Consider the following 24,325-nt stretch of genomic DNA (forward strand, 5'->3'; position numbering starts at 1 on the left):
TTATGACTATCTCTGTAACCTCTTCAGACAGCAATAATAAGAAAATAAAAATTAACAAAGAACTTTTAATGCGCCTTGCGCCGCTTTTGAGTCTGATTATTTTAGTAATATTTTTTAGCTTTGGTTCGCCATTTTTCTTTAACACTGAAAACATCATGACAATCGCTCTGCAAACTTCAGTGATTGGCATTATGGCGATTGGCGTTACCTTCGTCATTATCACGTCAGGAATCGACCTTTCTCTTGGCTCGGTGGTGGCCTTTTCGGGTGTTGCGGTAGGCATCAGCGCCACGCTGGGATTGCCTCTGCCCGTATGTATTCTGGCCGGGGTGCTGGCCGGTGGATTATGCGGCTATATCAATGGTCTGCTGGTCACCAAAATGACTATCCCACCTTTTATCGCCACGCTGGGCCTGATGATGTCCGTCAGAGGCATCAATATGGTGATGACAGATGGTCGTGCGATTTATTTCGCTGATTACCCCACCTTCAAAATGCTGGCCCAGGGACGTTTGTTCGATGTGTTGCCTTATCCCGTTTTTTACCTGGTGGTGGTGGCGCTAATCGCCGCCTACATCCTGAAGAAAACGGTGATTGGTCGCTATGTTTACGCTGTGGGTAGCAATGAGGTGGCCGCACATCTTTCCGGTATTAAAGTTCAACGCGTCAAAATTTTCGTCTACGCCTTTTGTGGTCTGCTGACCGGGATCGCCGGCGTTATTCTGGCCTCACGTCTGAACTCTGGTCAGCCAACGGTTGGTGTGGGTTATGAACTGGAAGCCATCGCGGCGGTTGTTATTGGCGGTACGAGCCTGATGGGGGGAATTGGCACCATCGGCGGGACTATCATCGGCGCATTCATTATGAGCGTGTTGAAAAACGGTCTGAACCTGATGGGGGTTTCCCAGTTCTGGCAAATGGTGGCCATGGGCGTGGTGGTCATTGCTGCGGTTTATCTCGATACATTACGCAAAAAAATTCGTTGATTTACGCTCCCGGAAGTCACGGGGCATCATAACCCTGACGTTTAGGGTGACTCACTCAGAACGGAGTAAAACAATGAGAACCAGGAATTTTGTCTATGCGTTATCCCTGCTGGCCTGTATGACATCCAGCGTATTGGCTAAAGATATGAACCTTCCGGTGGTCAGTAAAGGTTTCCAGCATGAATTCTGGCAAACCGTAAAAATGGGGACGGAAGCGGCAGCAAAAGAGTCGGGTGATAAAACCAGCTATGTCGGCCCGGCGGATGAAACTCAGATTGCCGAGCAGATTCAGCTAGTTGAAAACGCGATGGCGCAAAAACCCAATGGGCTATTGCTGGCAGCGTTAGATGCCAATGCGCTGGCGCCATTAGTTGAGACCGCAAATTCACGCGGCATTAAAGTTGTGACGTTTGACTCCGGCGTGAATTCCGATATCCCAGTGAGCTTTGTCGCCACGAATAACCGTAAAGCCGGTGCTGAAGCGGCGGATGCACTGGCAACGGAAGTGGGCAGCAAAGGTAAAGTGGGCATTATTGCGCACGTAGCGGGGACCTCCTCAGCGATTGAGCGTTCGGAAGGGTTTATTGCCCGCATGAAGGAGAAATACCCGGAAATCCAGGTGCTACCGGTCCAGTACAGCGATGGCGACCCGCAAAAAGCGATGGATAAAACCATCGATATGATCCAGGCCAACCCTGATATCGCAGGGATTTATGGCACCAATGAAGGCTCAACGCTGGGCGTAGCAAACGCCATTGATAGTCAAAACCTGAAAGGTAAAGTGAAAGTGATTGGTTTTGATAGCACCGAGGCAATCATTGCTTTCCTGAAGTCTGGGGTCATTCAGGGCTTTGTCGTGCAGGACGCTTATCAGATTGGCTACCAGGGTATCAAGACACTAAATGCAGCGGTATCGGGTCAGTCTGTACCGAAAGAAATTGATATTCCGGTTAAATTCGTTAATGCGAAGAACATTGACACCCCGGAAATTGACAAGCTGTTACACCCATTCGGTAAAAAATAACACCGTTGGGGCGATGTGTTCGCCCCATCATTCGCCAGCGTCAGGGAGTTACTATGGGCAGTGGATATTTCCTCGGTGTGGATGTCGGTTCCGCCAGCGTCAGGGCTGGTGTCTTTGATGCCAGTGGAAAACGGCTGGCTTTTGCGACATATGCCATCTCGCAGTTTCGACCCGGTCCTGAGCGGGTTGAGCAGTCATCTGCAGAAATCTGGCAGCAGGTTTGCCATGCAGTGAAGGAGGCGGTGTCGTCATCCGGGGTTCGCATTGAGGAGATTCGCGCATTGGGATTTGATGCCACCTGTTCATTGGTGGCACTGGATGAGCAGGGGCGGGGCCTGGCAGTTTCACCAGGCGAACCATCAGACCATAACATCATCATGTGGATGGATCATCGTGCGGCGCAGGAGACGCAACGTATAAACGCCACGCAGGATCCGGCTCTGCGCTACGTTGGCGGTGAAGTCAGCGTCGAAATGGAGCTTCCTAAAGTACTGTGGTTGAAAAACCATTTTCCAGCCACCTGGCAGAGTGCGTATCGCTTCTACGATCTGGCGGACTTTCTGGTCTCTAAAGCTACCGCCTGTGATGTTGCTGGTCTGTGCACGCTGACCTGTAAATGGAACTATCTGGCACATGAACAACGCTTTAGCCACTCCCTGCTTGACGCTGTTGAGTTAACGGATTTGTTGGGCAAAATCCCGTCGCGGATCCTGCCGCCAGGCGCTGCCGTTGGAACGCTTAGCGCCGATGCGGCCCAGGCGCTGGGGCTGACGACTGCAGTGGTCGTCGCCAGCGGAATGATTGATGCCCATGCGGGCGGAGTAGCGCTTGCCGGTGTTGAGCCTGAGGGGACGTTGGCGTTGATCAGCGGAACGTCAAATTGCCATATGCTGTGCAGCGAGCAGGAAATTCATACACCTGGTGTATGGGGGCCGTACTGGTCAGCCATGCTTCCAGGCTACTGGCTGACAGAAGGGGGGCAAAGTGCCGCTGGGGCGTTAGTCGACTGGACGCTTCAGGAGTCAGGAGCCAGCGCGGCGCTATTTCACAAGGCTGAGGCGCGGGGTTGCCATCCCATCGTTTTAGTTAATGAATGGGTTGCCGAACTTGAGGCGCAGGAGTCAGAGCCTGGTCGTTATTTGCATGTGTTGGCCGATCATCACGGCAATCGTTCACCGCGCGCGCGACCCGATGCCCGGGGGGGTGTTTGCGGTTTGACTCTTGAGCGAGGCGATATGCAGGTTGCTCGTCTGTACCTGGCGACATTACAGGCGATCGCCTGCGGTACGCGGCATATTATGGAAGTGATGCGCGAAAACGGTCACACCATTTCCCGACTGACGCTGTGCGGCGGCGCAACGCATAACCCACTGTGGTTGCGAGAATATGCCGATGCCACCGGATGCGATATTCATCTGATGCAGGAAGAGGATGCAGTGACGTTAGGTGCGGCCATCACCGGCGCGGTTGCCTGCGGCGCGTGGGAAAATATTCCATCTGCATGCCAGGCGATGGTTCGATCAGGCGAGGTGATTAAGGCTAACCCGGCACGGCGGAACTTCTATGACCGCAAATATCAGGCTTATCTGATGATGTGGGATCAGCAGCAGGCGATTAACCAACTTATGCAGTAAGACAAAAGTTTAAAATACTTTTATGATTGTAGATTGACGTTTTTGGATGTGAACTGGGGCATATAAATGGCTAAAACAGTAGAACAGATAGCCAGCGATCTGAATTTATCGGTTACGACCGTACGACTGGTGCTGAACGGGAAAGCAGAGCAATATCGAATCAGTGTCAAAACCCAAACGCGTATTAATGAATATGTCGAGCGCTATGGTTACGTCATTAACCATTCAGCACGCAGCCTGAAATTGAATAAAACGGATACGTTGGGATTGATTGTGCCCAATATTTCCAACGTGTTTTTTGCCACACTCGCAGAAAAACTTGAGCAACGCTGTCGTCGTTCCGGTTATCAGCTAACGATTAGCTGTACCTATGACGATGTTGATTACGAAAATAAACTGACCAAAGCGTTAATAGCTCGCAATGTCGATGGCCTTTTTATTGTTCCCTCAACATTAGAGAATCAGCAGCACCATTTACGTCAGGTCAGAAAACCGATGGTGTTACTTGACCGTGATTTTAAGTATACCGATAACGCTCTGGTAGAAAGCCATAACATTTTGGGCGGCGAAAAATTGACGCAAAGTTTGTTTGACGCTGGAAAGTCGCCGATCTGGTTTTTGGTGGGAGATACCGGATTACCCAGCATCGGCGACCGTTTGCAAGGTTATCTTAATGCATTGAACAATAATGGTATTTTGCATAGCGATTGGGTGCGCGAAGGGCCGGACAACACGCCCGAGGGGGGTTATCGACTGATGGATGAGTTGATCGGCGAACAGGGCTGTCCACAGGCATTTATCGCCTCATCATTACCCGTACTGGAGGGGGCCATTAATGCTATTCGTAATCGTTTTGGCACAATTCCACCTGAAATTAACATTGGGACATTCGATGAACACCCAATGCTGGGATTCCTCGCCAATAATGTCTGGTCAATGCAGCAGGATGAAAATGTTTGGGCGGAAAAAGCGTTCGATATGATGATGAGTGCTATTGATGACCAGCCAATTAAAGAAACTGTAAAAGTTGAGATGAAACTTATTAAGCGCGTAAGACAACCTTAATACGCCGCTATAAATAAATCGGCCTACTGAACCTGAATATATACGTTCAGTGGCTGCCTGTATCTGAAACCTGACCCGTCTTACTCTGCGGCTGCATTTTTCGCAATAAAGACGAGGGGAAACTGTACCCGGAGAATCATTATGGAAAGAATGCGTTTGTCGCGAGAAATCATTGAAACCTGCCTTGAAATGACCAGCCTTGGATTGAATCAGGGGACGGCGGGAAATGTGAGTGCGCGTTATGAAAATGGGATGCTGATCACGCCCAGCGGTATTCCTTACGAAAGACTTACTGAAAATATGATCGTGTATGTAGATAACGACGGGAAATATGATAAAGGACAATTACCCTCCAGTGAATGGCGTTTTCACCTGGCGGCATATCAGACGCGTCCGGATGCCAATGCGGTTGTCCATAACCATGCCGTACATTGCACGGCCGTTTCTATTCTTAATCGCCCTATCCCGGCAATTCACTACATGATTGCGGCGGCAGGGGGGAACTCTATTCCGTGTGCGCCTTATGCGACGTTTGGTACACGAGAGCTGTCAGAGCATGTGAGCGTCGCCCTGAAAAACCGTAAGGCAACGCTTTTACAGCACCATGGGTTGATTGCTTGTGAAGCGAATTTGGAAAAAGCACTGTGGTTGGCGCATGAAGTGGAAGTTCTGGCCCGCCTTTATCTGAGAACGGTGGCGATTGTTGACCCGGTGCCGGTGCTGGATGACGAGGAGATCGCCATTGTGCTGGAGAAATTCAAATCTTACGGATTACGCATTGAAGAGTAATTTCGCATAGCGAAAAGGAGAAATATGATGGCGAACAGAATGATTCTGAACGAAACGGCATGGTTTGGCCGGGGAGCTGTTGGTGCATTAACCGATGAAGTCATCCGTCGTGGTTATCGCAAAGCGTTGATTGTGACTGATAAAAATCTGGTGCAGTGCGGCGTTGTCGATAAGGTGACTTCCCGAATGGATGCTGCAGGTCTGGCATGGGAAATCTATTCAGGCGTTATTCCTAACCCAACCATTGCGGTGGTGCAGGAAGGATTGGGTGTCTTTCAGCAAAGCGGCGCAGACTATCTGATCGCCATCGGCGGAGGCTCCCCTCAGGATACCTGTAAAGCGATTGGCATTATCAATAATAACCCTGAGTTTGCGGATGTACGCAGCCTTGAAGGGGTATCGCCAACGCACAGCCCGAGCGTGCCGGTTATGGCTATCCCAACCACCGCGGGAACGGCAGCGGAAGTGACCATTAACTACGTAATCACTGACGAAGAAAATCGGCGTAAGTTTGTTTGTGTCGACCCCCATGACATCCCACAGGTAGCGTTCATCGATGCTGACATGATGGACGGCATGCCAGCGGCGCTAAAAGCCGCCACCGGAGTGGATGCCCTGACCCATGCTATTGAGGGGTACATCACGCGGGCGGCGTGGGCGCTTACCGATGCGCTGCACATTAAAGCCATTGAAATGATAGCCGGGGCATTACGTGGTTCCGTTGCGGGCGATACCCAGGCCGGGGAAGCGATGGCGCTGGGCCAGTACGTGGCCGGGATGGGTTTTTCCAACGTTGGTCTGGGATTAGTGCATGGAATGGCACACCCGTTAGGCGCGTTTTATAACACGCCGCACGGCGTAGCAAATGCCATTTTGCTGCCGCACGTGATGCGCTATAACGCCGAATTCACCGGGGAAAAATTCCGCGATATCGCCCGGGTGATGGGGGTTAAGGTTGAAGGACTGACGCTGGCTGAGGCACGTAAAGCGGCAGTAGATGCCGTCTTCGCCCTTAACCGCGATGTAGGGATCCCGCTGCATTTACGCGATGTTGGCGTACGCAAAGAGGATATTCCTGCGCTGGCGCAGGCGGCATTTGACGATGTTTGTACCGGGGGAAATCCCCGTGAAGCGAATCTTGGGGATATCGTTGAGCTGTACCACACCGCCTGGTAATTTTTCAGCGTGACGGCGTGAAAGCCTTATCCGGCCTACCGGGGTGTTCGACGTGTAGGCCAGATAAGCACAGCGCCATTCGGCAACAGACCTATCGCACCAACCGTAATTGCTGCAGGTTTCCGTCGATATGTAAGTCCGTTTGCAGCCGTGCGATATCGCGACACAGAAACGCCATCTCCTGGTGCATCTCTAGTTTCTTGCGCCACTTGTCCGGTACTTCATCAAGATGCGCGTAAATGCCTTCCAGATGTTGAAACTGTACGAGCAGCTGCGTGGCGCTTTTGGGACCAATACCTGCAACCCCCGGTACTTTCGAGCTGCTGATCCCGGCCAGTCCCCAGTAATCAGGCAACTGCTGCGGCAGCACGCCAAACTCTTTCTCAATAAACGGTGCATCCAGCCAGCGCTTCTGGAAGTAGTCACGAATACGCAGCGTCGGGGAGAGCAACTGACAATAGCCTTTATCGGTTGAGACGATGGTAGCCTGATGTCCCGCCTGGCTCACTTTAACCGCCAGGGTTGCGGCTAAATCATCGGCTTCATTCCCGCTGGAGACCCAACAGCAGACGCCGCGCTGTTCAAAAGCGGCGCGTAAGGCGGGCATTTCCTGGTGCAATTCATCAGGCATCGGTGGGCGACCGGCTTTGTAGTCAGGCAACCGTTGGTGACGCCAGCCGCTGTTGCGCGCTTCATCATCGAATACCGCCACGGCGTGCGTAGGCTGACTGTGCACAATCAACTGATCGAGCGCGTGCTGGCACGTCTCTACGCAGGGTGAGCCCTGTACGGCGTGAATGCGGCGGATAAGGTTCAGTGCATCGACAATGAGCAGGTGGACGGCCACGGTGTTCTCCCTAACAAATAAGTTTGTAGGGTAACATTCACGGCGAGGGGAGGCGAGTGTTGCGAAATAGCGTTATCTGTAGGCCGGATGGCGGCGAGCGCCTCATCCGGCCTACAGATCCTGAAACGTGGTGGGACTTAATCGCAGGTGACAATCTTCATCGCCAGACCGCCGCGGGATGTTTCACGGTATTTGGCGTTCATGTCTTTACCGGTTTCGTACATGGTCTCGATGACTTTATCAAGGCACACGCGCGGTTCGCTGGTACGGCGCAGCGCCATACGTGCGGCGTTCACTGCTTTAACCGAAGCAATAGCGTTACGCTCAATGCACGGTACCTGCACCTGGCCGGCAACCGGATCGCAGGTCAGACCCAGGTTATGTTCCATACCGATTTCCGCCGCGATGCACACCTGCATTGGGCTACCGCCCAGCAGTTCAGCCAGACCGGCCGCAGCCATGGAGCAGGCAACGCCGACTTCACCCTGACAGCCCACTTCGGCGCCAGAGATAGAGGCGTTCATCTTGTACAGTGAACCAATGGCGCTCGCGACCAGCATGTAGCGTGCCAGCGAGTTAGCATTCACTTCGCGGATAAACTTGTCGTAGTACGCCAGCACGGCAGGAACAATCCCGCATGCGCCATTAGTTGGCGCCGTAACCACGCGTCCACCGGCAGCGTTTTCTTCGTTCACGGCCAGCGCGAACATGTTGATCCAGTCAACAACCGCCATCGGATCAGTGGTGGTTTTGTCGCTGCTGACCAGCATACGACGCAGCGCCGCCGCGCGACGTGGAACGCGCAGTTTGCCCGGCAATACACCTTCGGTGGTGATGCCGCGCTCAATCCCGCTGCGCATGACGTCCCAGACGTTGGCGAAGTGTTGTTCCAGCTCTTCTTTGCTGTGCAGCGCCAGTTCGTTTTGCATCATCAGACCGGAAAGTGACAGGCCGGTTTCCTGGCAATGACGTTGCAAATCAGCCGCAGATTTATACGGATACGGCACGTTTACCGGAGAGTTGTTCGGTAAACCAAAATGTTCTTCATCAACGATGAACCCACCGCCAATGGAATAGTAAGTCTGGCTGTAAATGGCTTTTTCGCCCGCCAGTGCGGTAATACGCATCCCGTTTTCGTGCAGGGACAGATTGTCCGCATGGAAATTCATGCACTTGTCGACCGGGAACTCGACCTCATGTTGACCGTCCGCCAGCAGCAAACGTCCATGAGTATTCACATCCTGGATAAAGGCCGGGATGGCATCAATGTCTACGGTATCCGGCAGATTACCCGCCAGGCCCATAATAATCGCGATGTCGGTATGGTGACCTTTCCCCGTCAGAGACAAAGAGCCATAGACATCAACCACTACGCGGGTTACGTCAGTGAGAATTCCGCGTGCAATCAGGTCATCCGTGAATTGTTTGCCTGCTTTCATCGGGCCAACAGTGTGGGAGCTGGAAGGGCCAATGCCGATTTTGAAAATATCGAATACGCTAATCATGAGGCGTCCATTGTGTATCGAGGTGCGCCGCCCCGAGGAGCGGCGCAGGGGAATTAACTGAACAGAGAGTAGAAAATAGCGGAGATAGCGATCAGGCCCATAATCACAACGAAGACGTTGCTGATATGGCCGCTGTATTTACGCATTGCCGGTACTTTCTGAATTGCATACATCGGCATCAGGAACAGAATCATCGCGATGATTGGGCCACCCAGGGTTTCAATCATACCGAGGATACTTGGGTTCAGCGTCGCCACAATCCAGGTGGTTACCAGCATGAACAGCGCAGTGATTTTGTTCAGTTTGTTGATTTCGATGGTTTTGCCTTTGCCGCGCAGAGACTTAATCACCATACCGTTGAAACCTTCACGTGCGCCCAGGTAGTGGCCGAGGAAGGATTTGGTGATAGCGATAATCGCGATGATCGGTGCCATCCAGGCAATGATCGGCGCGTTAAAGTGGTTTGCCAGGTAAGACAGGATAGAGATGTTCTGCTCTTTCGCTGCAGCCAGATCCGCTGGGGTCAGGCTAAATACGCAGCTGAAGACGAAGAACATAACGGTCAGCACCATCATGATGTGAGCGAATGCCAGAATCTTAGAGCATTTCTTCTCAGCTTCATCACCGTATTCTTCACGCTTCGCCACGGCGAAGGAGGAGATGATTGGTGAGTGGTTGAAGGAGAACACCATTACCGGAATTGCCAGCCACAGGGTCAACAGCAGTCCGTTGCCGGTGGTTGCTGCAGAGTCAAAGGACAGGGTTTCCAGAACGGCACCGCTCCACTGAGGGATCAGGTACAGCGCCAGCAGCATCAGGGCGGCAACAAACGGGAATACCAGGATGCTCATTGCCTTCACGATCATCTGCTCACCGAAACGCACGATGGTCATCATGCCGACAATCAGGATCAGAGACAGGATTGCGCGCGGCGGCGGCGTAATTGCCAACTGGTGGGTCAGGAAGCTTTCGACGGTGTTGGTGATTGCTACGCTGTAGACCAACAGAATTGGGTAGATAGCGAAGAAGTAGAGCAGGGTAATCAGTTTTCCTGCGCCTACACCAAAGTGTTCTTCTACAACTTCAGTAATGTCTTCACCCGGATTTTTACCGGACAGCACGAAGCGAGTCAGGCCGCGGTGTGCAAAGAAGGTCATTGGGAAAGCAAGGATCGCCATGATGATCAGCGGAATCATACCGCCTACGCCTGCGTTAATCGGCAGGAACAATACACCCGCGCCAATCGCCGTGCCGTAAAGGCCCAGCATCCACATGGTATCTGTCTTGCGCCATGCGCTGCGGGTCTGGCCCGTAACGATAGTGCTGGTTTGAGTGTTTTCCATCTATTTCTCCTGGAGGAAGCTTAAAAAGTCGGGTTTGGGATCAATCCAATGAGAAAATACCCGACTGTAAATCGAAATTCGTTGAGCGATTTTTTATATAATTTTTCGCCGTAATAATTTGCGGGCGGAAAGATACATTTTAGTAATGAATGTATCAGTGATCGCGATCCCAAATGCAATAATCCACCTTTTATGTGGATAAATTTGGACCATTAATCTGTTAAAAAATAGTCAAAGCGAATTTACGGGCGCGAAGGCTAACATTAACGACATATATCATGAAAGCGAAGGCGCGAAGATACGAGCGTTACGCTGTAAAAACTGTTGTTTTTAGAGGATTTTGGCGACTAATAATAATTTCCTAAGATAAATCACGGTTGGGTTTTAAAGGTAATCGTTTGCGTAGCGCGCTATTTTTAATGAAACATCATCGGTATTTATATGATCGTCTGAGCTATGTGACTGGTATCACTAAAAAAAGCCGGGAGGCTGATGCGCCAAACCCGGCTTTGATATGGACAAAACTGTCACCGCGATAGCGTCTGCTGGCGGCTGTTGGAGGTTAGGCGCAAATCTCGTAGCAAGGGATATACGCGGAGCCTGGTAACTTCATACGATGCTGTGCAACAAAGCCCTGCAGGAGATCGTCCATGCGGCGCATCATTTCGCGGTCACCGTGGATTTTGTACGGGCCAAACTCTTCGATGGCGCGGATCCCGACTTCCTTCACGTTACCGGCTACAATCCCCGAGAACGCACGGCGCAGGTCTGCCGCCAGTACTTCCACGGGTTGATCCGGGTACAGCTTCAGGTTAGCCATGTTTTCATGGGACGGCTCGAACGGCATCTGCAAATCAGGCGCGATACGAATCGACCAGTTAAAGCTGTAGGCATCACCGGTGTCACGGCGGTTCTCTTTCACCAGCGGCATCGCTTTTTTCATCAGACGAGCCACTTCTGCTGCATCGTCTATGATAATGCGATAGTGGCGACGCGCATCTTCCCCCAGCGTGTGCACGATAAATTCGTCCAGCACGCGGAAGTAATCGGCGCTCTCTTTTGGTCCAGTCAGGATCAGCGGTAAAACTTGATCTTTGTTGGCCGGGTTCATCAGGATCCCCAGCAGATACAGCAGCTCTTCTGCTGTCCCTACGCCGCCTGGGAAGATGATTATACCGTGGGCGATACGCACGAACGCTTCCAGACGTTTTTCAATGTCCGGCATGATGATCAGTTCGTTAACCAGCGGGTTAGGCGGCTCAGCGGCAATGATTGACGGTTCGGTCATACCGATAAAGCGGCTGTCTTTGTATCGTTGCTGGGCGTGACCGACCGCAGCGCCTTTCATTGGCGCTTCCATCGCCCCCGGACCACAGCCGGTACAGATGTTCAGTTCGCGCAGGCCCAACTGGGTACCAACGCGACGGGCGTACAGGTACTCGTTTTCGTTGATTGAGTGACCCCCCCAGCAGACGACCATGTTCGGCGCTTCACCCACGTGAAGCGCCCGGGCATTGCGCAGGATCGAGAATACCAGGTTGGTAATATGCACCGAGCTTTCAAGATCCAGATGCTGAAAGCGACCGGCGTTATGGATCTGGCCATTGACGAACAGAATGTCGCGCAGCACGGCAAACAGGTTGGCCTGCAGTGCGCGAATAATGCGTCCATCAACAAACGCATCTTCAGGCGGGTTGATCAGTTCCAGCTTCACGCCCCGTTCGCGGCGCAGCACGTTAATGTCGAAACTTTCAAAGCGTGACAGCAGCTCTTTGCTGTTGTCGGTCAAACTGCCGGAGTTCAGAACGGCAAGCGAACAGTTACGAAACAGTTGATACAGGTCGCTGCTGGCCGTGCGTTTAAGCATATCGACTTCCAGCTGCGACAACATGTCCATTGAGCCAAGCGGGCTAATATGTGTAATCAAGTAAACTCCTTATGGGACGCAACACGTCATTCCCTGTTGATTACAATAGCCCTGGCTTATGACCTTTCACAACCTTGCGCGCGGAATCCGGCACGCAAAATTGAGAAAAAAGATTACTGACGTACCAGACGCCCCGTTGCTGGGGTGAAATCGGTGTTGGTGCGCCATGGGTTAATGTCCAGGCCGCCACGTCGCGTGTAGCGCGCGTAAACGCTCAGTTTCTCCGGTTGGCAGAAGCGCAGAATGTCATTGAAAATGCGCTCCACGCACTGCTCGTGAAACTCATTATGGTGACGGAAGGAGACCAGATAACGCAGCAGCTTCTCGCGATCGATTTTTCGTCCGCGATACTGAATCTGTATGGAGCCCCAGTCCGGCTGGTGGGTGATCAAGCAGTTAGACTTCAGCAGATGGCTGACCAGCGTCTCTTCCACCGCTTTTTCACCGCCAACGGCATTTTCCAGATACTCTGTGCTGAACTGGTAGTTATCGATGACGATATCCTGATTGTCGATACAGGTGCCGTTAAAGTGGGCTATCGGTTGTCCTTCCAGTTCGTCAAGACGGTACAGCGCTACGCTGACATCACCCTGAGCACAAGCGCGCAGATCGTTTTCCAGCGTCTGGCGTACCGCATCCCAGGAATCAAAACGCGTCTGGTTAAAACTGTTCAGGTAAAGCTTAAAGCTTTTCGATTCGATCAGATTTACGCTGGTGTAATCCAGTTCTACATGACCGACCGCTACCTGCGGTAAACCGTTGGCATTCAGCCAAGACAGTTCATATAGCGTCCAGATATCGGCACCGTGAAAAGGCAGATTATCGGCCTGTAAATCCAGCGGGTCGCGGTTCAGGCTGCGTGGAACGCCCTGCAGCAGGCTGGCATCGTAATTGTCACGGTAATCTGTTGATTTACCGAGAGTCAGGCCGTCAAGCGCCTGATGATTTTCATAAGAGGACATGTTTCACCGTCATAAACCAGATACACTATGCGACAAGTGTATCCTGGCTTTTGTGAAGAGAGAAATCAGTGGACGAATTGACAGCGCAGGCGTTGACAGCCTTTACGACACGTTATTGCGACGCATGGTACGAAAAAAACAACAGCTGGCCCCTCAGCGAAGAGCTGTATGGCGTACCTTCTCCGTGCATCATTTCTTCCACAGACGATGCGGTATTCTGGCAACCTCAGCCTTTTGTCGGCGAAAAAAACCTCAATGCGGTTGAACGCGCCTTTGATATCGTGATACAACCAGCCGTTCACGCTTTTTACACCACCCAGTTTGCCGGGGACATGCACGCGCAGTTTGCGGATGAAAAGCTAACGCTGCTGCAAACCTGGAGCGAAGACGACTTCAGGCGCGTTCAGGAAAACCTGATTGGTCACCTGGTTACGCAAAAGCGCCTCAAGCTGTCGCCTACGCTTTTTATTGCCACCCAGGACAATGAGCTTGACGTCATTTCGGTGTGCAATCTCTCCGGTGAAGTGTGCAAAGAAACGCTGGGAACCCGTAAACGAACGGTGCTGGCGGACTCACTTGCGGAATTTCTCACTCAGCTTAAGCCAGTTCTGTAATCCAGATTGCCCTGAACCTTGTGAGAGATCTCTTACAAACCCTGTAGGACATTGCCAGGTAATAAGTAAAGACTTAATGAACGGATAAAATAATTATTCCTTATTATTCATAAAGTTAATGTTTTATTGTCAACTTTCATACGAAAATAATCTTAAGGGAGTGTCTGTAAGCATCTTGTAAGACAAGGCGAAACAGGCGATTCTATATCTGTCGACAAGGAGTCGCACAACGAAGAGAACATCAGGATGATGGCTCTTCGGCAGGACACACCAGGACGGTGTTACAAGGACAGGCTTCAGGATGAAGCAAAGCGGAAAGCGCTGGATGCGTTAAGGGACACCTCCAGGATGGAGAATGAGAGCCGGTCAGGATGTTCGGCGGGTCAGGATGGCCAGGACACTTCAGGATGAAGTTTTCACATCGGGGTGATGTGAGCAGGATGCACAAGTTCAGGATGAACAAGGTCGCAAGACCACAGGAAAAGTTGTCACGGATGAGCAGGGAGCACTAAAAGTAGCTGGAACGCTGCGAAACGAACCGGGAGCACTGTTTTTACAGTGCTCCCTTTTTTTATTTCCCTTCACTAGTGCTATTCTTCGCGCCAGATTTTTCATCATTGAGGTTAATTTCATGACGACTCATGACCGTGTGCGCCAGCAGTTACACGCGCTTGAAGCGCTACTGCGTGAACATAATCACTGGCGGTTGGATGAGCCTGCAGAGCATCTGTTTACCAGCACGCAGCCTTTTTGTATGGATACCATGGAGCCGGTTGAGTGGCTGCAATGGGTATTGATTCCCCGCATGCATACGCTGATTGATAACGCTCAGCCGCTTCCGCAGGCTTTTGCCGTCGCACCGTATTACGAAATGGCGTTGGCAGCCGATCACCCGCAACGCGAAATTCTGCTGACGGCATTGCAGGAATTGGATGCTCTGTTTACAAGTGATAACGCCTGATGCTGGAGATTCTGTATCAGGACGAATGGCTGGTCGCAGTTAACAAACCTTCGGGCTGGTTGGTTCACCGCAGTTGGCTCGACCGGGATGAGAAAGTGGTGGTGATGCAAACGGTACGCGACCAGATTGGTCAGCACGTTTTTACCGCCCACCGACTCGACAGACCGACTTCCGGAGTACTGCTGATGGGACTGTCCAGCGAAGCCGGGCGGTTGCTGTCCCAGCAATTTGAACATCATCAAATTCAGAAACGCTATCATGCGATTGTGCGTGGCTGGCTGATGGATGATGCCGTGCTGGATTACCCGCTGGTCGAAGAACTGGATAAGATCGCCGATAAATTTGCCCGTGATGATAAAGGCCCGCAGCCTGCCGTCACCCATTATCGCGGTTTGGCGACGGTTGAGATGCCGGTAGCGACCGGGCGTTATCCGACGACCCGTTACGGATTGGTGGAACTGGATCCTAAAACCGGTCGAAAACACCAGCTCAGACGCCATCTGGCGCACTTACGCCATCCAATTATCGGCGACAGTAAGCACGGTGATTTGCGGCAAAACCGCAGCGCCGCTGAGCACTTTGGCTGTCAGCGTTTGATGCTTCATGCCAGCCAGCTTGCGCTGACTCATCCTTTTACCGGCGAACCGCTGGTTATTCGCGCCGGGCTGGATGATGTCTGGATGCAGGCGCTATCACAGTTTGGCTGGCGTGGACTTCTCCCTGAGAATGAAAGGGTTGAGTTCAGCGGGCTGTCAGGTCAGGATGAGCAGATAGATTCTTAAGTCCCAGGAGATTACGGTTATGGCGGAAATTGGAATTTTTGTCGGCACGATGTACGGAAACGCGTTGCTGGTTGCCGAAGAGGCCGAAGCTATTTTGACGGCGCAGGGTCATAAAGCCACGGTGTTCGAAGATCCCGAGCTCAGCGACTGGCAGGCATATCAGGAAAAATATGTGCTGGTGGTGACCTCAACGACCGGGCAGGGCGATCTGCCGGATAGCATCGTGCCGCTGTTTCAGGGGATCAAAGATAATCTCGGTTTCCAGCCAAATCTGCATTACGGGGTAATTGCGCTGGGTGACAGTAGCTATGTTAATTTCTGCAATGGCGGCAAGCAGTTCGATGCACTGTTGCAGGAACAAAGCGCCCACCGTGTTGGGGAAATGCTGCTGATTGACGCCAGCGAGCATCCTGAACCGGAAAGCGAATCCAATCCGTGGGTAGAAAACTGGGGAACCTTGCTTAAATAACCTTTCGCCCGGCAGCACTTTGTTTGCACGGGCCTGTGACAAATGATGGACATGGAGAGAACAATCTGATTATCACTAAGGGAGATTTGCTTTAATTTATCTGTATTATAAATACAATCGCATAATTTTATTTGTAACCCGAATTTATAAAAATTAAATTCGGGTTTTTTATTATTTATGAGATCAAAAGCACAAACAAATAACCCGGTTATCATGCTTTAATAAAAACAGGCCCAAAATCTGGATTTTGTGAATGAATTAATGAGGTGAATAAATGAGATGGAATGATAATAATTGGAAATTATTAAGCTAAGGAGATGCAATTTGTTTACTTTGTATAATTCACGGGGTTTTAGCCAAAGCGCCAGATTAGAAGACTTTGAAAAAATAATTTCACCTAAAGAAGGTATTAGGTTAGCAAGGATATATTATGAACTTGATGATGATAAAAATCAGCGCTCAACTATATTTGGCCTGCCACAGAGAAAATGGAATGTAAACCGATATTCTTCTGGTGCGTATGAAAGGCCCCCTATTGGTAGATGTAATCGCATTTATGATGAGATACAACACAAATTAAGCGTGGGCTGGATAATAGCGATAGATTATGATGAGCATTGGTCCTGGGACAGAAATCCTTTTTATTTTGATCAGGACGGGGAGTTAGTTTATGAACCATTTATGCCTGATGTATTCGACAGTATCTTCGCAGAGAGAGTAAGGAGAGCTTATCAGGAAACCCTCGACAGGGGACTGGAAAGAAAACCCAGACCCACTCAAAAGATTGAGTATGGTGCACCAGGTTATCTTGAACCCACACTAAAACCTCTTACCGTAGTACCAAGGCATTCATGTCCGGTTGAAGAGGATAAACCGTCTCGCGAACCTGTAGATGCAGGATTTTGTGTACTGCCCTATGATGCCACACCGTCATCTTTCGAATCCAGGTTTTTTATTAATCCTCCGGATGGTACACGTGAGTTATATCACAAGCTCAATCCAGATATAAAAAAACAACCGGGTTCAATTCTGCTTGTCGTTGATCCTGAAAAGCAAGATCAGCAACAGATTGAAACATTGCAAAAAGCGCGTGATCGAATTGATAACGCGCTTGCGCCATTAACACTGCCAGAAGCCCGTGTGTTACACGAAAACAGAGCTTCCGTAGATATTTTTTCTTCACAATTATACAGCGATGCTTTAGGACAAAGCGGGGATATCTTAGGTTACATAAAAGATACCGGTGGGGGGTATTATGAAGAAATAAATAAAACACTCAATGAAATACAGGCGCTTTATAAGAAAACATATAGTAGTAATTCTGGTCGTATTTCTGGAGAGGAGTTTTTTGGTCAACGAGAACGACTATTTAAAAAATTAGACGGTATTTTGAATAAATTCTCAAAAGAACGGCTAAATTTAAAACAATATGAAGATATAAAGCAGGCATTAGGTTTATCAACCAAATCGATTATGCATAAGTGGGATCAAACAGGAGTAAAGGATATTGAGGGATATGCAAGCTACATAGAAAAGTCAGCCAAACTGATAAAAATAATGAGAACAACAGGCTATGTAGGTGTTGGTCTTGATTTTGCGAGTTATACAACTAACGTTTATGAAGCTTGCGCAAAAGGACGTGAAAGCGAATGTAGAAAAGCAGCGATAACGGAGTACAGCAAATTCGGCTTCAAACAAACTGCAAGTTTTGCTGGCGGAGCTGCCGGGGGAATTATGGGGAGAGCCGCGTGTACATGGGTTCTGGGATTGATTACATCAGAAGCAGGAGGTATTGGCGCAAGTGTATGTTTGGTAAGTGGCATTGCTTCAAGTATTGCAGGAGGTAAATTTTTGGAAAAAATGGGTGAGAAACTAGGTGATAGGTTTGGTGGATTAGTGAATGACGATATTGATAATCCAGAACTTAAACTGTATGACCCAGATTCATTTAATGAAGCAGCAGGCATTCTAATATATGAAAAGATTTTTAACAGATAATCTAGATGTCATTAATATGAGCCTTGGCATAATGCTGGTTATTATAACTTTGATTTTAATACTTATTTCTTATGTGATAAATGATGAGAAGTATAAAAAAATAGTAATATTATACGAGGAGGAGTTTGGTCGTCTTCCTATCACTGCAAGTTTGGCGAGAACAGCAAGCTTAATTGGTACTCCCGGTATCTACTTTGCAAAAATAGATTTCATTATGTCTAGTCTGATTTTTCCCTATAACAGGGTTTTTAATAATGATATGAGTATTGAAGCATATCATTTTATTCGTTCCTTACCCAAAGAATTAACCACCGGGTTTAAAGTTGAAGCGGCGTTCTGGTTTGTTGAGTTTATTGTTCTGGCTTTTTTGGTGATCCTTTATTATTTTTTCTGAAAAATCGAATGTTAATAGGGACTCCAATAAACTAGAGTCCCTTTTTTATTTTTATTTTTATTTTTATTTTTATTTCAATGTCCCATATTCCTGATCAACAATCTCACCATAATTAGCGGCAGGTAATAACCCCACTAAAAAACAATTGAGTCACGTTAGGAGTTGGTGCGCAATCTAAGAGATCAGCTTCCTAAACTGTTAGTCGTCATAAGTAGTAGCGCCTTAAACCCAGACGGGCACCGCTGGTTAGATGTTGCCGCCACACGGCAACAAAACGCCCACCAAACGCCAATTTCGTGAAGCATCTTCCATTCCCTTAGGCTTATGCCATAAACAACCTCATTCACCTCCCGCAATGTTGTGTTTTTGCACGGTGAGGGTAAGAGGCACTCCTTCATATACTTTTCCCGTCAGTTCCCGAAAAGGCAGCGAGTCAGAATAAAACGGCCCTGAGCTGTACCAAAACTGCCACACACTAACCTCTCATTCTGATCACCCTACAGGTGCTGTACAGAGTGAACTGGCGAAAGCCAAGATTCAGGAGTGCAATAATGAGTTCATTAAGTCAGGCGGCGAGCAGCGCGGAAAAACGCACTAACGCTCGCTACTGGATAGTGGTGATGCTGTTTATCGTCACATCCTTCAACTACGGCGATCGCGCCACCTTATCCATCGCCGGCTCGGAGATGGCCAAAGATATTGGTCTGGATGCGGTAGGGATGGGGTATGTATTCTCCGCTTTTTCATGGGCCTATGTTATCGGTCAGATCCCCGGCGGCTGGCTGCTCGACCGCTTCGGTTCAAAACGTGTTTACTTCTGGTCCATTTTTATCTGGTCCATGTTTACCCTGCTGCAGGGCTTCGTCGATATCTTCAGCGGCTTCGGCATTATCGTTGCGCTGTTTACCCTGCGCTTCCTCGTGGGGTTAGCCGAAGCGCCATCCTTCCCTGGCAACAGTCGTATTGTGGCGGCGTGGTTCCCGGCGCAGGAAAGGGGCACGGCGGTCGCTATTTTTAACTCGGCGCAGTACTTTGCCACCGTGATCTTCGCGCCAATCATGGGCTGGTTGACCCACGAAGTGGGCTGGTCGCATGTGTTCTTCTTTATGGGAGGTCTCGGGATTGTTATCAGCTTTATCTGGCTGAAGGTGATTCATGAACCGAACCAGCATCCGGGCGTAAACCAAAAAGAGCTGGACTACATTGCCGAAGGCGGAGCGCTGATCAATATGGATCAGGCGGCAGCCAAAGCCAAAGTGCCGTTCAGCGTGAAGTGGGGGCAGATCAAGCAACTGCTGGGCTCACGGATGATGATCGGTATTTATATCGGCCAATACTGCATAAACGCGCTGACCTACTTCTTTATCACCTGGTTCCCGGTTTATCTGGTACAGGCACGCGGTATGTCGATTTTGAAAGCCGGTTTTGTTGCCTCGGTCCCGGCCATTTGCGGATTCGCAGGCGGTGTGCTCGGCGGCATTATTTCCGACTGGCTGATGCGCCGTACCGGTTCGCTGAATATCGCCCGTAAAACGCCAATCGTACTGGGTATGCTGTTGTCGATGGTGATGGTGTTCTGTAACTACGTCAACGTGGAGTGGATGATCATCGGCTTTATGGCGCTGGCCTTCTTCGGCAAAGGTATCGGTGCGTTGGGATGGGCGGTGATGGCCGATACTGCGCCAAAAGAGATCAGCGGTTTGAGCGGCGGTCTGTTCAATATGTTTGGCAACATCTCCGGTATCGTTACGCCAATTGCTATCGGCTACATCGTAGGTACCACTGGCTCGTTTAACGGTGCGTTGATTTACGTCGGGGTGCATGCGCTGATTGCTGTAGTGAGCTATCTGGTGCTGGTGGGTGATATTAAACGTATCGAACTGAAACCTGTCGCAGGGCAATGATGATGACAACACAATCGAGTCCCATTATTACCGATATGAAGGTCATCCCGGTGGCCGGTCATGACAGCATGCTGCTCAATATTGGCGGGGCGCATAACGCATACTTTACCCGCAATATCGTCGTGCTCACCGATAACGCCGGAAATACCGGCGTCGGTGAAGCACCGGGCGGCGAAGTGATTTATCAGACGCTGGTGGACGCAATTCCACAAGTGTTGGGCCAGGAAGTCGCGCGCCTGAATAAAGTGGTTCAGCAGGTGCATAAAGGCAACCAGGCCGCTGATTTTGACACCTTTGGTAAAGGTGCCTGGACCTTTGAACTGCGGGTTAATGCGGTGGCCGCGCTGGAAGCCGCACTGCTCGACCTGCTGGGCAAGGCGCTGAACGTGCCGGTCTGCGAACTGTTAGGGCCAGGCAAGCAGCGCGATGCAGTCACCGTGCTCGGCTATCTGTTCTACGTGGGAGATCGCAGCAAAACCGATCTGCCGTATCTGGACAGCACGCCGGGTAACCATGAGTGGTATCACCTGCGTCACCAGCAGGCGATGAACAGTGAGGCGGTGGTACGTCTGGCTCAGGCTTCGCAGGATCGCTACGGCTTTAAAGATTTCAAACTCAAAGGCGGTGTGCTGCCTGGCGAGCAGGAAATCGACACCGCTCGCGCGTTGAAACAATGTTTCCCGGATGCGCGTATTACGGTCGATCCTAACGGTGCCTGGCTACTGGATGAAGCTATCTCCTTGTGTAAAGGGCTGAACGATGTTCTGACTTACGCCGAAGATCCGTGCGGCGCAGAACAGGGTTTTTCTGGCCGCGAAGTGATGGCCGAGTTCCGCCGTGCAACCGGTCTACCGGTAGCAACGAATATGATAGCCACCAACTGGCGTGAGATGGGCCATGCGGTGATGCTCAACTCGGTAGATATTCCACTGGCCGATCCTCACTTCTGGACCCTTTCCGGCGCGGTACGCGTGGCACAGCTATGCGATGACTGGGGACTGACCTGGGGCTGCCACTCTAACAATCATTTTGATATTTCCCTGGCGATGTTCACCCACGTCGGTGCCGCTGCACCGGGCAACCCAACGGCGATCGACACCCACTGGATCTGGCAGGAGGGCGATTGCCGCCTGACCAAAAATCCGCTGGAGATTAAACACGGAAAAATTGCGGTACCCGACGCGCCCGGCCTGGGCGTGGAACTGGACTGGGATCAGGTACAGAAAGCGCATGAAGCCTATAAGGCGCTGCCCGGCGGCGCGCGTAATGACGCAGGCCCGATGCAGTATCTGATCCCTGGATGGACTTTTGACCGTAAACGTCCCGTTTTCGGCCGCCACTAATTTTGAATAAGGACTTAATTATGAGCGCGCAATTTACTACCCCAGTCGTAACCGCGATGCAGGTGATCCCGGTTGCGGGCCATGACAGCATGCTGATGAATCTGAGCGGCGCACATGCTCCGTTCTTCACGCGTAATATTGTGATTATCAAAGATAACTCCGGTCATACCGGCGTGGGTGAGATTCCCGGCGGCGAAAAAATTCGTCAGACCCTGGAAGATGCCATTCCGCTGGTGGTGGGCAAAACGTTAGGTGAATACAAAAACGTACTGAATGCGGTCCGCAATACCTTTGCCGATCGTGATGCCGGTGGCCGTGGTTTGCAGACCTTCGATTTACGTACCACTATTCATGTGGTTACCGGGATCGAAGCGGCCATGTTGGATCTGCTGGGTCAGCATCTGGGCGTTAACGTCGCATCTCTGCTGGGCGACGGTCAACAGCGTAGCGAAGTTGAAATGCTGGGTTATCTGTTCTTCGTCGGTGACCGTAACGCGACGCCGCTGCCGTATCAGAGCCAGCCGGATGAGAAATGCGACTGGTATCGCCTGCGTCATGAAGAGGCGATGACCCCGGATGCAGTGGTGCGCCTGGCGGAAGCCGCATATGAGAAATATGGTTTCAACGATTTCAAACTGAAAGGCGGGGTGTTGGCCGGGGAAGAAGAAGCGGAATCTATTGTGGCGCTGGCGAAACGCTTTCCACAGGCACGCGTCACGCTCGATCCCAATGGTGCGTGGTCGCTGAATGAAGCGATTAAAATTGGTAAGTACCTGAAAGGATCGCTGGCTTATGCGGAAGATCCGTGCGGCGCCGAGCAGGGGTTCTCAGGCCGTGAAGTCATGGCGGAATTCCGTCGTGCTACCGGCCTGCCGACCGCCACCAACATGATTGCCACCGACTGGCGTCAGATGGGACATACGCTGTCGTTGCAGTCCGTGGATATCCCGCTGGCGGATCCGCACTTCTGGACTATGCAGGGTTCTGTCCGCGTTGCGCAGATGTGTCATGAGTTTGGGCTGACCTGGGGCTCGCACTCTAACAACCACTTTGATATTTCGCTGGCGATGTTTACTCATGTAGCGGCGGCGGCGCCGGGCAAAATTACCGCTATCGATACCCACTGGATCTGGCAGGAAGGCAATCAACGCCTGACCAAAGAGCCGTTTGAAATCAAAGGCGGCATGGTGCAGGTACCGGTGAAGCCGGGTCTGGGCGTGGAGCTGGATATGGATCAGGTTATGAAAGCTCATGAGCTGTATCAGCAACATGGACTGGGAGCGCGCGATGATGCCATGGGAATGCAGTATCTGATCCCGAACTGGACGTTTGATAATAAGCGTCCGTGCATGGTACGCTAAGCGAACTGGGACCGCTCCCATAAAGGGGCGGTTTTTCTCCTGGTGTATGCTTAACACAGTCAACATGCGTAAGGATGCTTTATGAAAATAGTAATCGCACCGGATTCCTATAAGGAAAGTTTGAGTGCGCTTGAAGTGGCAACGGCTATTGAGCTGGGATTTCGTGAGATCTGGCCTGAGGCGAATTACGTGAAGATCCCGGTCGCGGATGGCGGTGAGGGAACGGTCGAAGCGATGGTTGCCGCAACGCAAGGCCACCTTGTGCATGTTGATGTTACCGGCCCTCTGGGTAAAACGATTCAGGCATTTTATGGTTTATCCGGGGATGAGCGTTCGGCGTTTATCGAAATGGCGGCCGCCAGCGGACTGGAGCAGGTTCCCGCAGGTTTACGCGATCCGCTGAAAACGACCTCCTGGGGAACCGGGGAGCTAATCCGTCATGCGCTGGACGCTGGCGTTGAACATATTATTATCGGCATTGGCGGCAGCGCCACCAATGATGGCGGTGCCGGGATGGTGCAAGCGCTGGGAGCAAAATTACTGGATGCGCAAAATAACGATATTGCTCATGGCGGGACTGGCCTTGAATCACTCGCCCGGATTGATATTTCTCAGCTAGACCCGCGTCTTGCCGCGTGCCGTATTGAAGTGGCCTGCGATGTGACTAATCCGTTGACCGGTGAAGAGGGGGCCTCTGCGGTCTTCGGTCCGCAAAAGGGGGCGACGCCGGAGATGATTCTTCGTCTTGATCGGGCGCTCACGCATTATGCGCAACTCATTGCCCGCGATCTGGACGTCAACGTACTGGAACTGGCGGGGGGGGGCGCGGCTGGTGGTATGGGGGCGGCACTGTATGCGTTTTGCGGTGCGCAGTTACGCTGCGGTATTGAGGTCGTGACGGATGCGTTACACCTCGACGACTGCGTTGCGGATGCGGATTTAGTGGTCACGGGTGAAGGACGTATCGACAGCCAGACCATTCACGGTAAGGTTCCGGTTGGCGTGGCGAAGGTGGCAAAGCGTTACAACAAACCGGTTATCGGCATTGCTGGCAGCCTGACGGCTGATGTCGGTGTTGTACATGAGCATGGGCTGGATGCGGTTTTTAGCGTTATCTATACCGTTTGCACACTGGATGAGGCGCTGAAGAACGCGAGTGAGAACGTGCGAATGACGGCGCGAAACGTGGCCGCGACCCTGAAAGCGGGTCAGCAATTACGTTGAATGATGTGGCATGAAAG

The 24,325-nt window shown here is 51.1% G+C and carries 21 protein-coding genes; 16 read left to right on the forward strand and 5 right to left on the reverse strand.

The window, feature by feature from the left end; genetic code table 11:
- The first annotated feature begins 2 nt into the window (after nt 1–2).
- The 6 genes from HV350_RS05025 (at nt 3) to fucO (ending at nt 6,674) form a co-directional block, all read left to right on the forward strand.
- Entirely contained in the window at nt 3–986 is a 984-nt protein-coding gene (locus HV350_RS05025) for an ABC transporter permease (RefSeq protein ID WP_003034055.1), read from the forward strand.
- Between the two features lie 73 nt (nt 987–1,059).
- Nucleotides 1,060–2,010, forward strand: coding sequence for an ABC transporter substrate-binding protein (locus HV350_RS05030; RefSeq protein WP_155574336.1), 951 nt, complete (start codon nt 1,060–1,062; stop codon nt 2,008–2,010).
- Nucleotides 2,011–2,063: 53 nt separating this feature from the next.
- A complete protein-coding gene (locus tag HV350_RS05035) occupies nt 2,064–3,644 on the forward strand; it encodes an FGGY-family carbohydrate kinase (RefSeq protein WP_181629924.1) in 1,581 nt (526 codons plus the stop codon).
- Nucleotides 3,645–3,710: 66 nt separating this feature from the next.
- A complete protein-coding gene (locus HV350_RS05040; RefSeq protein WP_016154251.1) occupies nt 3,711–4,709 on the forward strand; it encodes a LacI family DNA-binding transcriptional regulator in 999 nt (332 codons plus the stop codon).
- 141 nt (nt 4,710–4,850) lie between these two features.
- Complete coding sequence (fucA, locus tag HV350_RS05045) at nt 4,851–5,498, forward strand: L-fuculose-phosphate aldolase (protein ID WP_181629926.1); 648 nt, start codon at nt 4,851–4,853, stop codon at nt 5,496–5,498.
- Nucleotides 5,499–5,525: 27 nt separating this feature from the next.
- Nucleotides 5,526–6,674 carry a lactaldehyde reductase gene (gene fucO / locus HV350_RS05050; RefSeq protein WP_181630632.1) on the forward strand — a complete coding sequence of 383 codons (1,149 nt, stop codon included), beginning with the start codon at nt 5,526–5,528 and terminating at the stop codon, nt 6,672–6,674.
- Nucleotides 6,675–6,765: 91 nt separating this feature from the next.
- Here the strand turns inward: fucO and xni are convergent, their stop codons facing one another.
- The 5 genes from xni to queF all read right to left on the reverse strand — a co-directional run bounded on the left by xni (nt 6,766) and on the right by queF (nt 13,258).
- A complete protein-coding gene (gene xni / locus HV350_RS05055; protein WP_016154249.1) occupies nt 6,766–7,521 on the reverse strand; it encodes a flap endonuclease Xni in 756 nt (251 codons plus the stop codon).
- Between the two features lie 137 nt (nt 7,522–7,658).
- A complete protein-coding gene (locus HV350_RS05060) occupies nt 7,659–9,026 on the reverse strand; it encodes an L-serine ammonia-lyase (RefSeq protein WP_016154248.1) in 1,368 nt (455 codons plus the stop codon).
- Nucleotides 9,027–9,079: 53 nt separating this feature from the next.
- Nucleotides 9,080–10,369, reverse strand: a complete 1,290-nt coding sequence (locus tag HV350_RS05065) for an HAAAP family serine/threonine permease (RefSeq protein WP_016154247.1) — start codon at nt 10,367–10,369, stop codon at nt 9,080–9,082.
- A 562-nt stretch (nt 10,370–10,931) separates the two neighbouring features.
- A complete protein-coding gene (gene ppnN / locus HV350_RS05070) occupies nt 10,932–12,296 on the reverse strand; it encodes a nucleotide 5'-monophosphate nucleosidase PpnN (protein WP_003840366.1) in 1,365 nt (454 codons plus the stop codon).
- A 113-nt stretch (nt 12,297–12,409) separates the two neighbouring features.
- Nucleotides 12,410–13,258: an NADPH-dependent 7-cyano-7-deazaguanine reductase QueF gene (gene queF, locus HV350_RS05075; protein ID WP_016154246.1), complete on the reverse strand. Its 849-nt coding sequence runs from the start codon at nt 13,256–13,258 to the stop codon at nt 12,410–12,412.
- A gap of 68 nt (nt 13,259–13,326) precedes the next feature.
- Here queF and syd point away from each other — a divergent pair, with 68 nt between their 5' ends.
- The 10 genes from syd (at nt 13,327) to HV350_RS05125 (ending at nt 24,308) form a co-directional block, all read left to right on the forward strand.
- A complete protein-coding gene (gene syd, locus HV350_RS05080; RefSeq protein ID WP_016157357.1) occupies nt 13,327–13,872 on the forward strand; it encodes a SecY-interacting protein in 546 nt (181 codons plus the stop codon).
- A 631-nt stretch (nt 13,873–14,503) separates the two neighbouring features.
- Entirely contained in the window at nt 14,504–14,833 is a 330-nt protein-coding gene (locus HV350_RS05085; RefSeq protein ID WP_016154244.1) for a YqcC family protein, read from the forward strand.
- A complete protein-coding gene (gene truC, locus HV350_RS05090) occupies nt 14,833–15,615 on the forward strand; it encodes a tRNA pseudouridine(65) synthase TruC (RefSeq protein ID WP_003825671.1) in 783 nt (260 codons plus the stop codon). The genes HV350_RS05085 and truC overlap by 1 nt, the downstream gene beginning before the upstream one ends.
- A 19-nt stretch (nt 15,616–15,634) precedes the next feature.
- Nucleotides 15,635–16,084: a flavodoxin gene (locus tag HV350_RS05095; protein ID WP_047499385.1), complete on the forward strand. Its 450-nt coding sequence runs from the start codon at nt 15,635–15,637 to the stop codon at nt 16,082–16,084.
- Nucleotides 16,085–16,408: 324 nt separating this feature from the next.
- Complete coding sequence (locus tag HV350_RS26590; RefSeq protein ID WP_225622943.1) at nt 16,409–18,082, forward strand: hypothetical protein; 1,674 nt, start codon at nt 16,409–16,411, stop codon at nt 18,080–18,082.
- On the forward strand, nt 18,060–18,476 hold the full coding sequence (locus tag HV350_RS05105) for a hypothetical protein (RefSeq protein WP_137352542.1): 417 nt from the start codon (nt 18,060–18,062) through the stop codon (nt 18,474–18,476). Before HV350_RS26590 ends, HV350_RS05105 begins: the two co-directional genes overlap by 23 nt.
- Before the next feature lie 551 nt (nt 18,477–19,027).
- Complete coding sequence (gene gudP, locus HV350_RS05110) at nt 19,028–20,380, forward strand: galactarate/glucarate/glycerate transporter GudP (RefSeq protein WP_016154241.1); 1,353 nt, start codon at nt 19,028–19,030, stop codon at nt 20,378–20,380.
- A gap of 2 nt (nt 20,381–20,382) precedes the next feature.
- The gene (locus HV350_RS05115) at nt 20,383–21,723 is read left to right on the forward strand and encodes an enolase C-terminal domain-like protein (RefSeq protein ID WP_029139643.1); all 1,341 of its coding nucleotides are present in this window, start codon (nt 20,383–20,385) and stop codon (nt 21,721–21,723) included.
- A 20-nt stretch (nt 21,724–21,743) separates the two neighbouring features.
- The gene (gene gudD / locus HV350_RS05120; RefSeq protein WP_181629928.1) at nt 21,744–23,084 is read left to right on the forward strand and encodes a glucarate dehydratase; all 1,341 of its coding nucleotides are present in this window, start codon (nt 21,744–21,746) and stop codon (nt 23,082–23,084) included.
- A gap of 81 nt (nt 23,085–23,165) precedes the next feature.
- The gene (locus tag HV350_RS05125) at nt 23,166–24,308 is read left to right on the forward strand and encodes a glycerate kinase (RefSeq protein WP_016154238.1); all 1,143 of its coding nucleotides are present in this window, start codon (nt 23,166–23,168) and stop codon (nt 24,306–24,308) included.
- Nucleotides 24,309–24,325: the final 17 nt, after the last annotated feature.

Origin of the sequence: Citrobacter sp. RHBSTW-01013 (assembly GCF_013781985.1) — a bacterium.
In the GTDB taxonomy this organism is placed as follows: domain Bacteria; phylum Pseudomonadota; class Gammaproteobacteria; order Enterobacterales; family Enterobacteriaceae; genus Citrobacter; species Citrobacter braakii.

Excerpts from the sequence above, each read along its gene's own strand:
- HV350_RS05060 (WP_016154248.1), bottom strand. The coding sequence starts at position 9,026 with ATGATTAGCGTATTCGATATTTTCAAAATCGGCATTGGCCCTTCCAGC.
- HV350_RS05095 (WP_047499385.1), top strand. The coding sequence starts at position 15,635 with ATGGCGGAAATTGGAATTTTTGTCGGCACGATGTACGGAAACGCGTTG.
- queF (WP_016154246.1), bottom strand. The coding sequence starts at position 13,258 with ATGTCCTCTTATGAAAATCATCAGGCGCTTGACGGCCTGACTCTCGGT.
- fucO (WP_181630632.1), top strand. The coding sequence starts at position 5,526 with ATGGCGAACAGAATGATTCTGAACGAAACGGCATGGTTTGGCCGGGGA.
- fucA (WP_181629926.1), top strand. The coding sequence starts at position 4,851 with ATGGAAAGAATGCGTTTGTCGCGAGAAATCATTGAAACCTGCCTTGAA.
- HV350_RS05125 (WP_016154238.1), top strand. The coding sequence starts at position 23,166 with ATGAAAATAGTAATCGCACCGGATTCCTATAAGGAAAGTTTGAGTGCG.
- HV350_RS05085 (WP_016154244.1), top strand. The coding sequence starts at position 14,504 with ATGACGACTCATGACCGTGTGCGCCAGCAGTTACACGCGCTTGAAGCG.
- gudD (WP_181629928.1), top strand. The coding sequence starts at position 21,744 with ATGAGCGCGCAATTTACTACCCCAGTCGTAACCGCGATGCAGGTGATC.
- gudP (WP_016154241.1), top strand. The coding sequence starts at position 19,028 with ATGAGTTCATTAAGTCAGGCGGCGAGCAGCGCGGAAAAACGCACTAAC.
- truC (WP_003825671.1), top strand. The coding sequence starts at position 14,833 with ATGCTGGAGATTCTGTATCAGGACGAATGGCTGGTCGCAGTTAACAAA.
- HV350_RS05105 (WP_137352542.1), top strand. The coding sequence starts at position 18,060 with ATGAAAAGATTTTTAACAGATAATCTAGATGTCATTAATATGAGCCTT.
- HV350_RS05115 (WP_029139643.1), top strand. The coding sequence starts at position 20,383 with ATGACAACACAATCGAGTCCCATTATTACCGATATGAAGGTCATCCCG.
- HV350_RS05035 (WP_181629924.1), top strand. The coding sequence starts at position 2,064 with ATGGGCAGTGGATATTTCCTCGGTGTGGATGTCGGTTCCGCCAGCGTC.
- HV350_RS05025 (WP_003034055.1), top strand. The coding sequence starts at position 3 with ATGACTATCTCTGTAACCTCTTCAGACAGCAATAATAAGAAAATAAAA.
- HV350_RS05065 (WP_016154247.1), bottom strand. The coding sequence starts at position 10,369 with ATGGAAAACACTCAAACCAGCACTATCGTTACGGGCCAGACCCGCAGC.
- HV350_RS05030 (WP_155574336.1), top strand. The coding sequence starts at position 1,060 with ATGAGAACCAGGAATTTTGTCTATGCGTTATCCCTGCTGGCCTGTATG.
- HV350_RS05040 (WP_016154251.1), top strand. The coding sequence starts at position 3,711 with ATGGCTAAAACAGTAGAACAGATAGCCAGCGATCTGAATTTATCGGTT.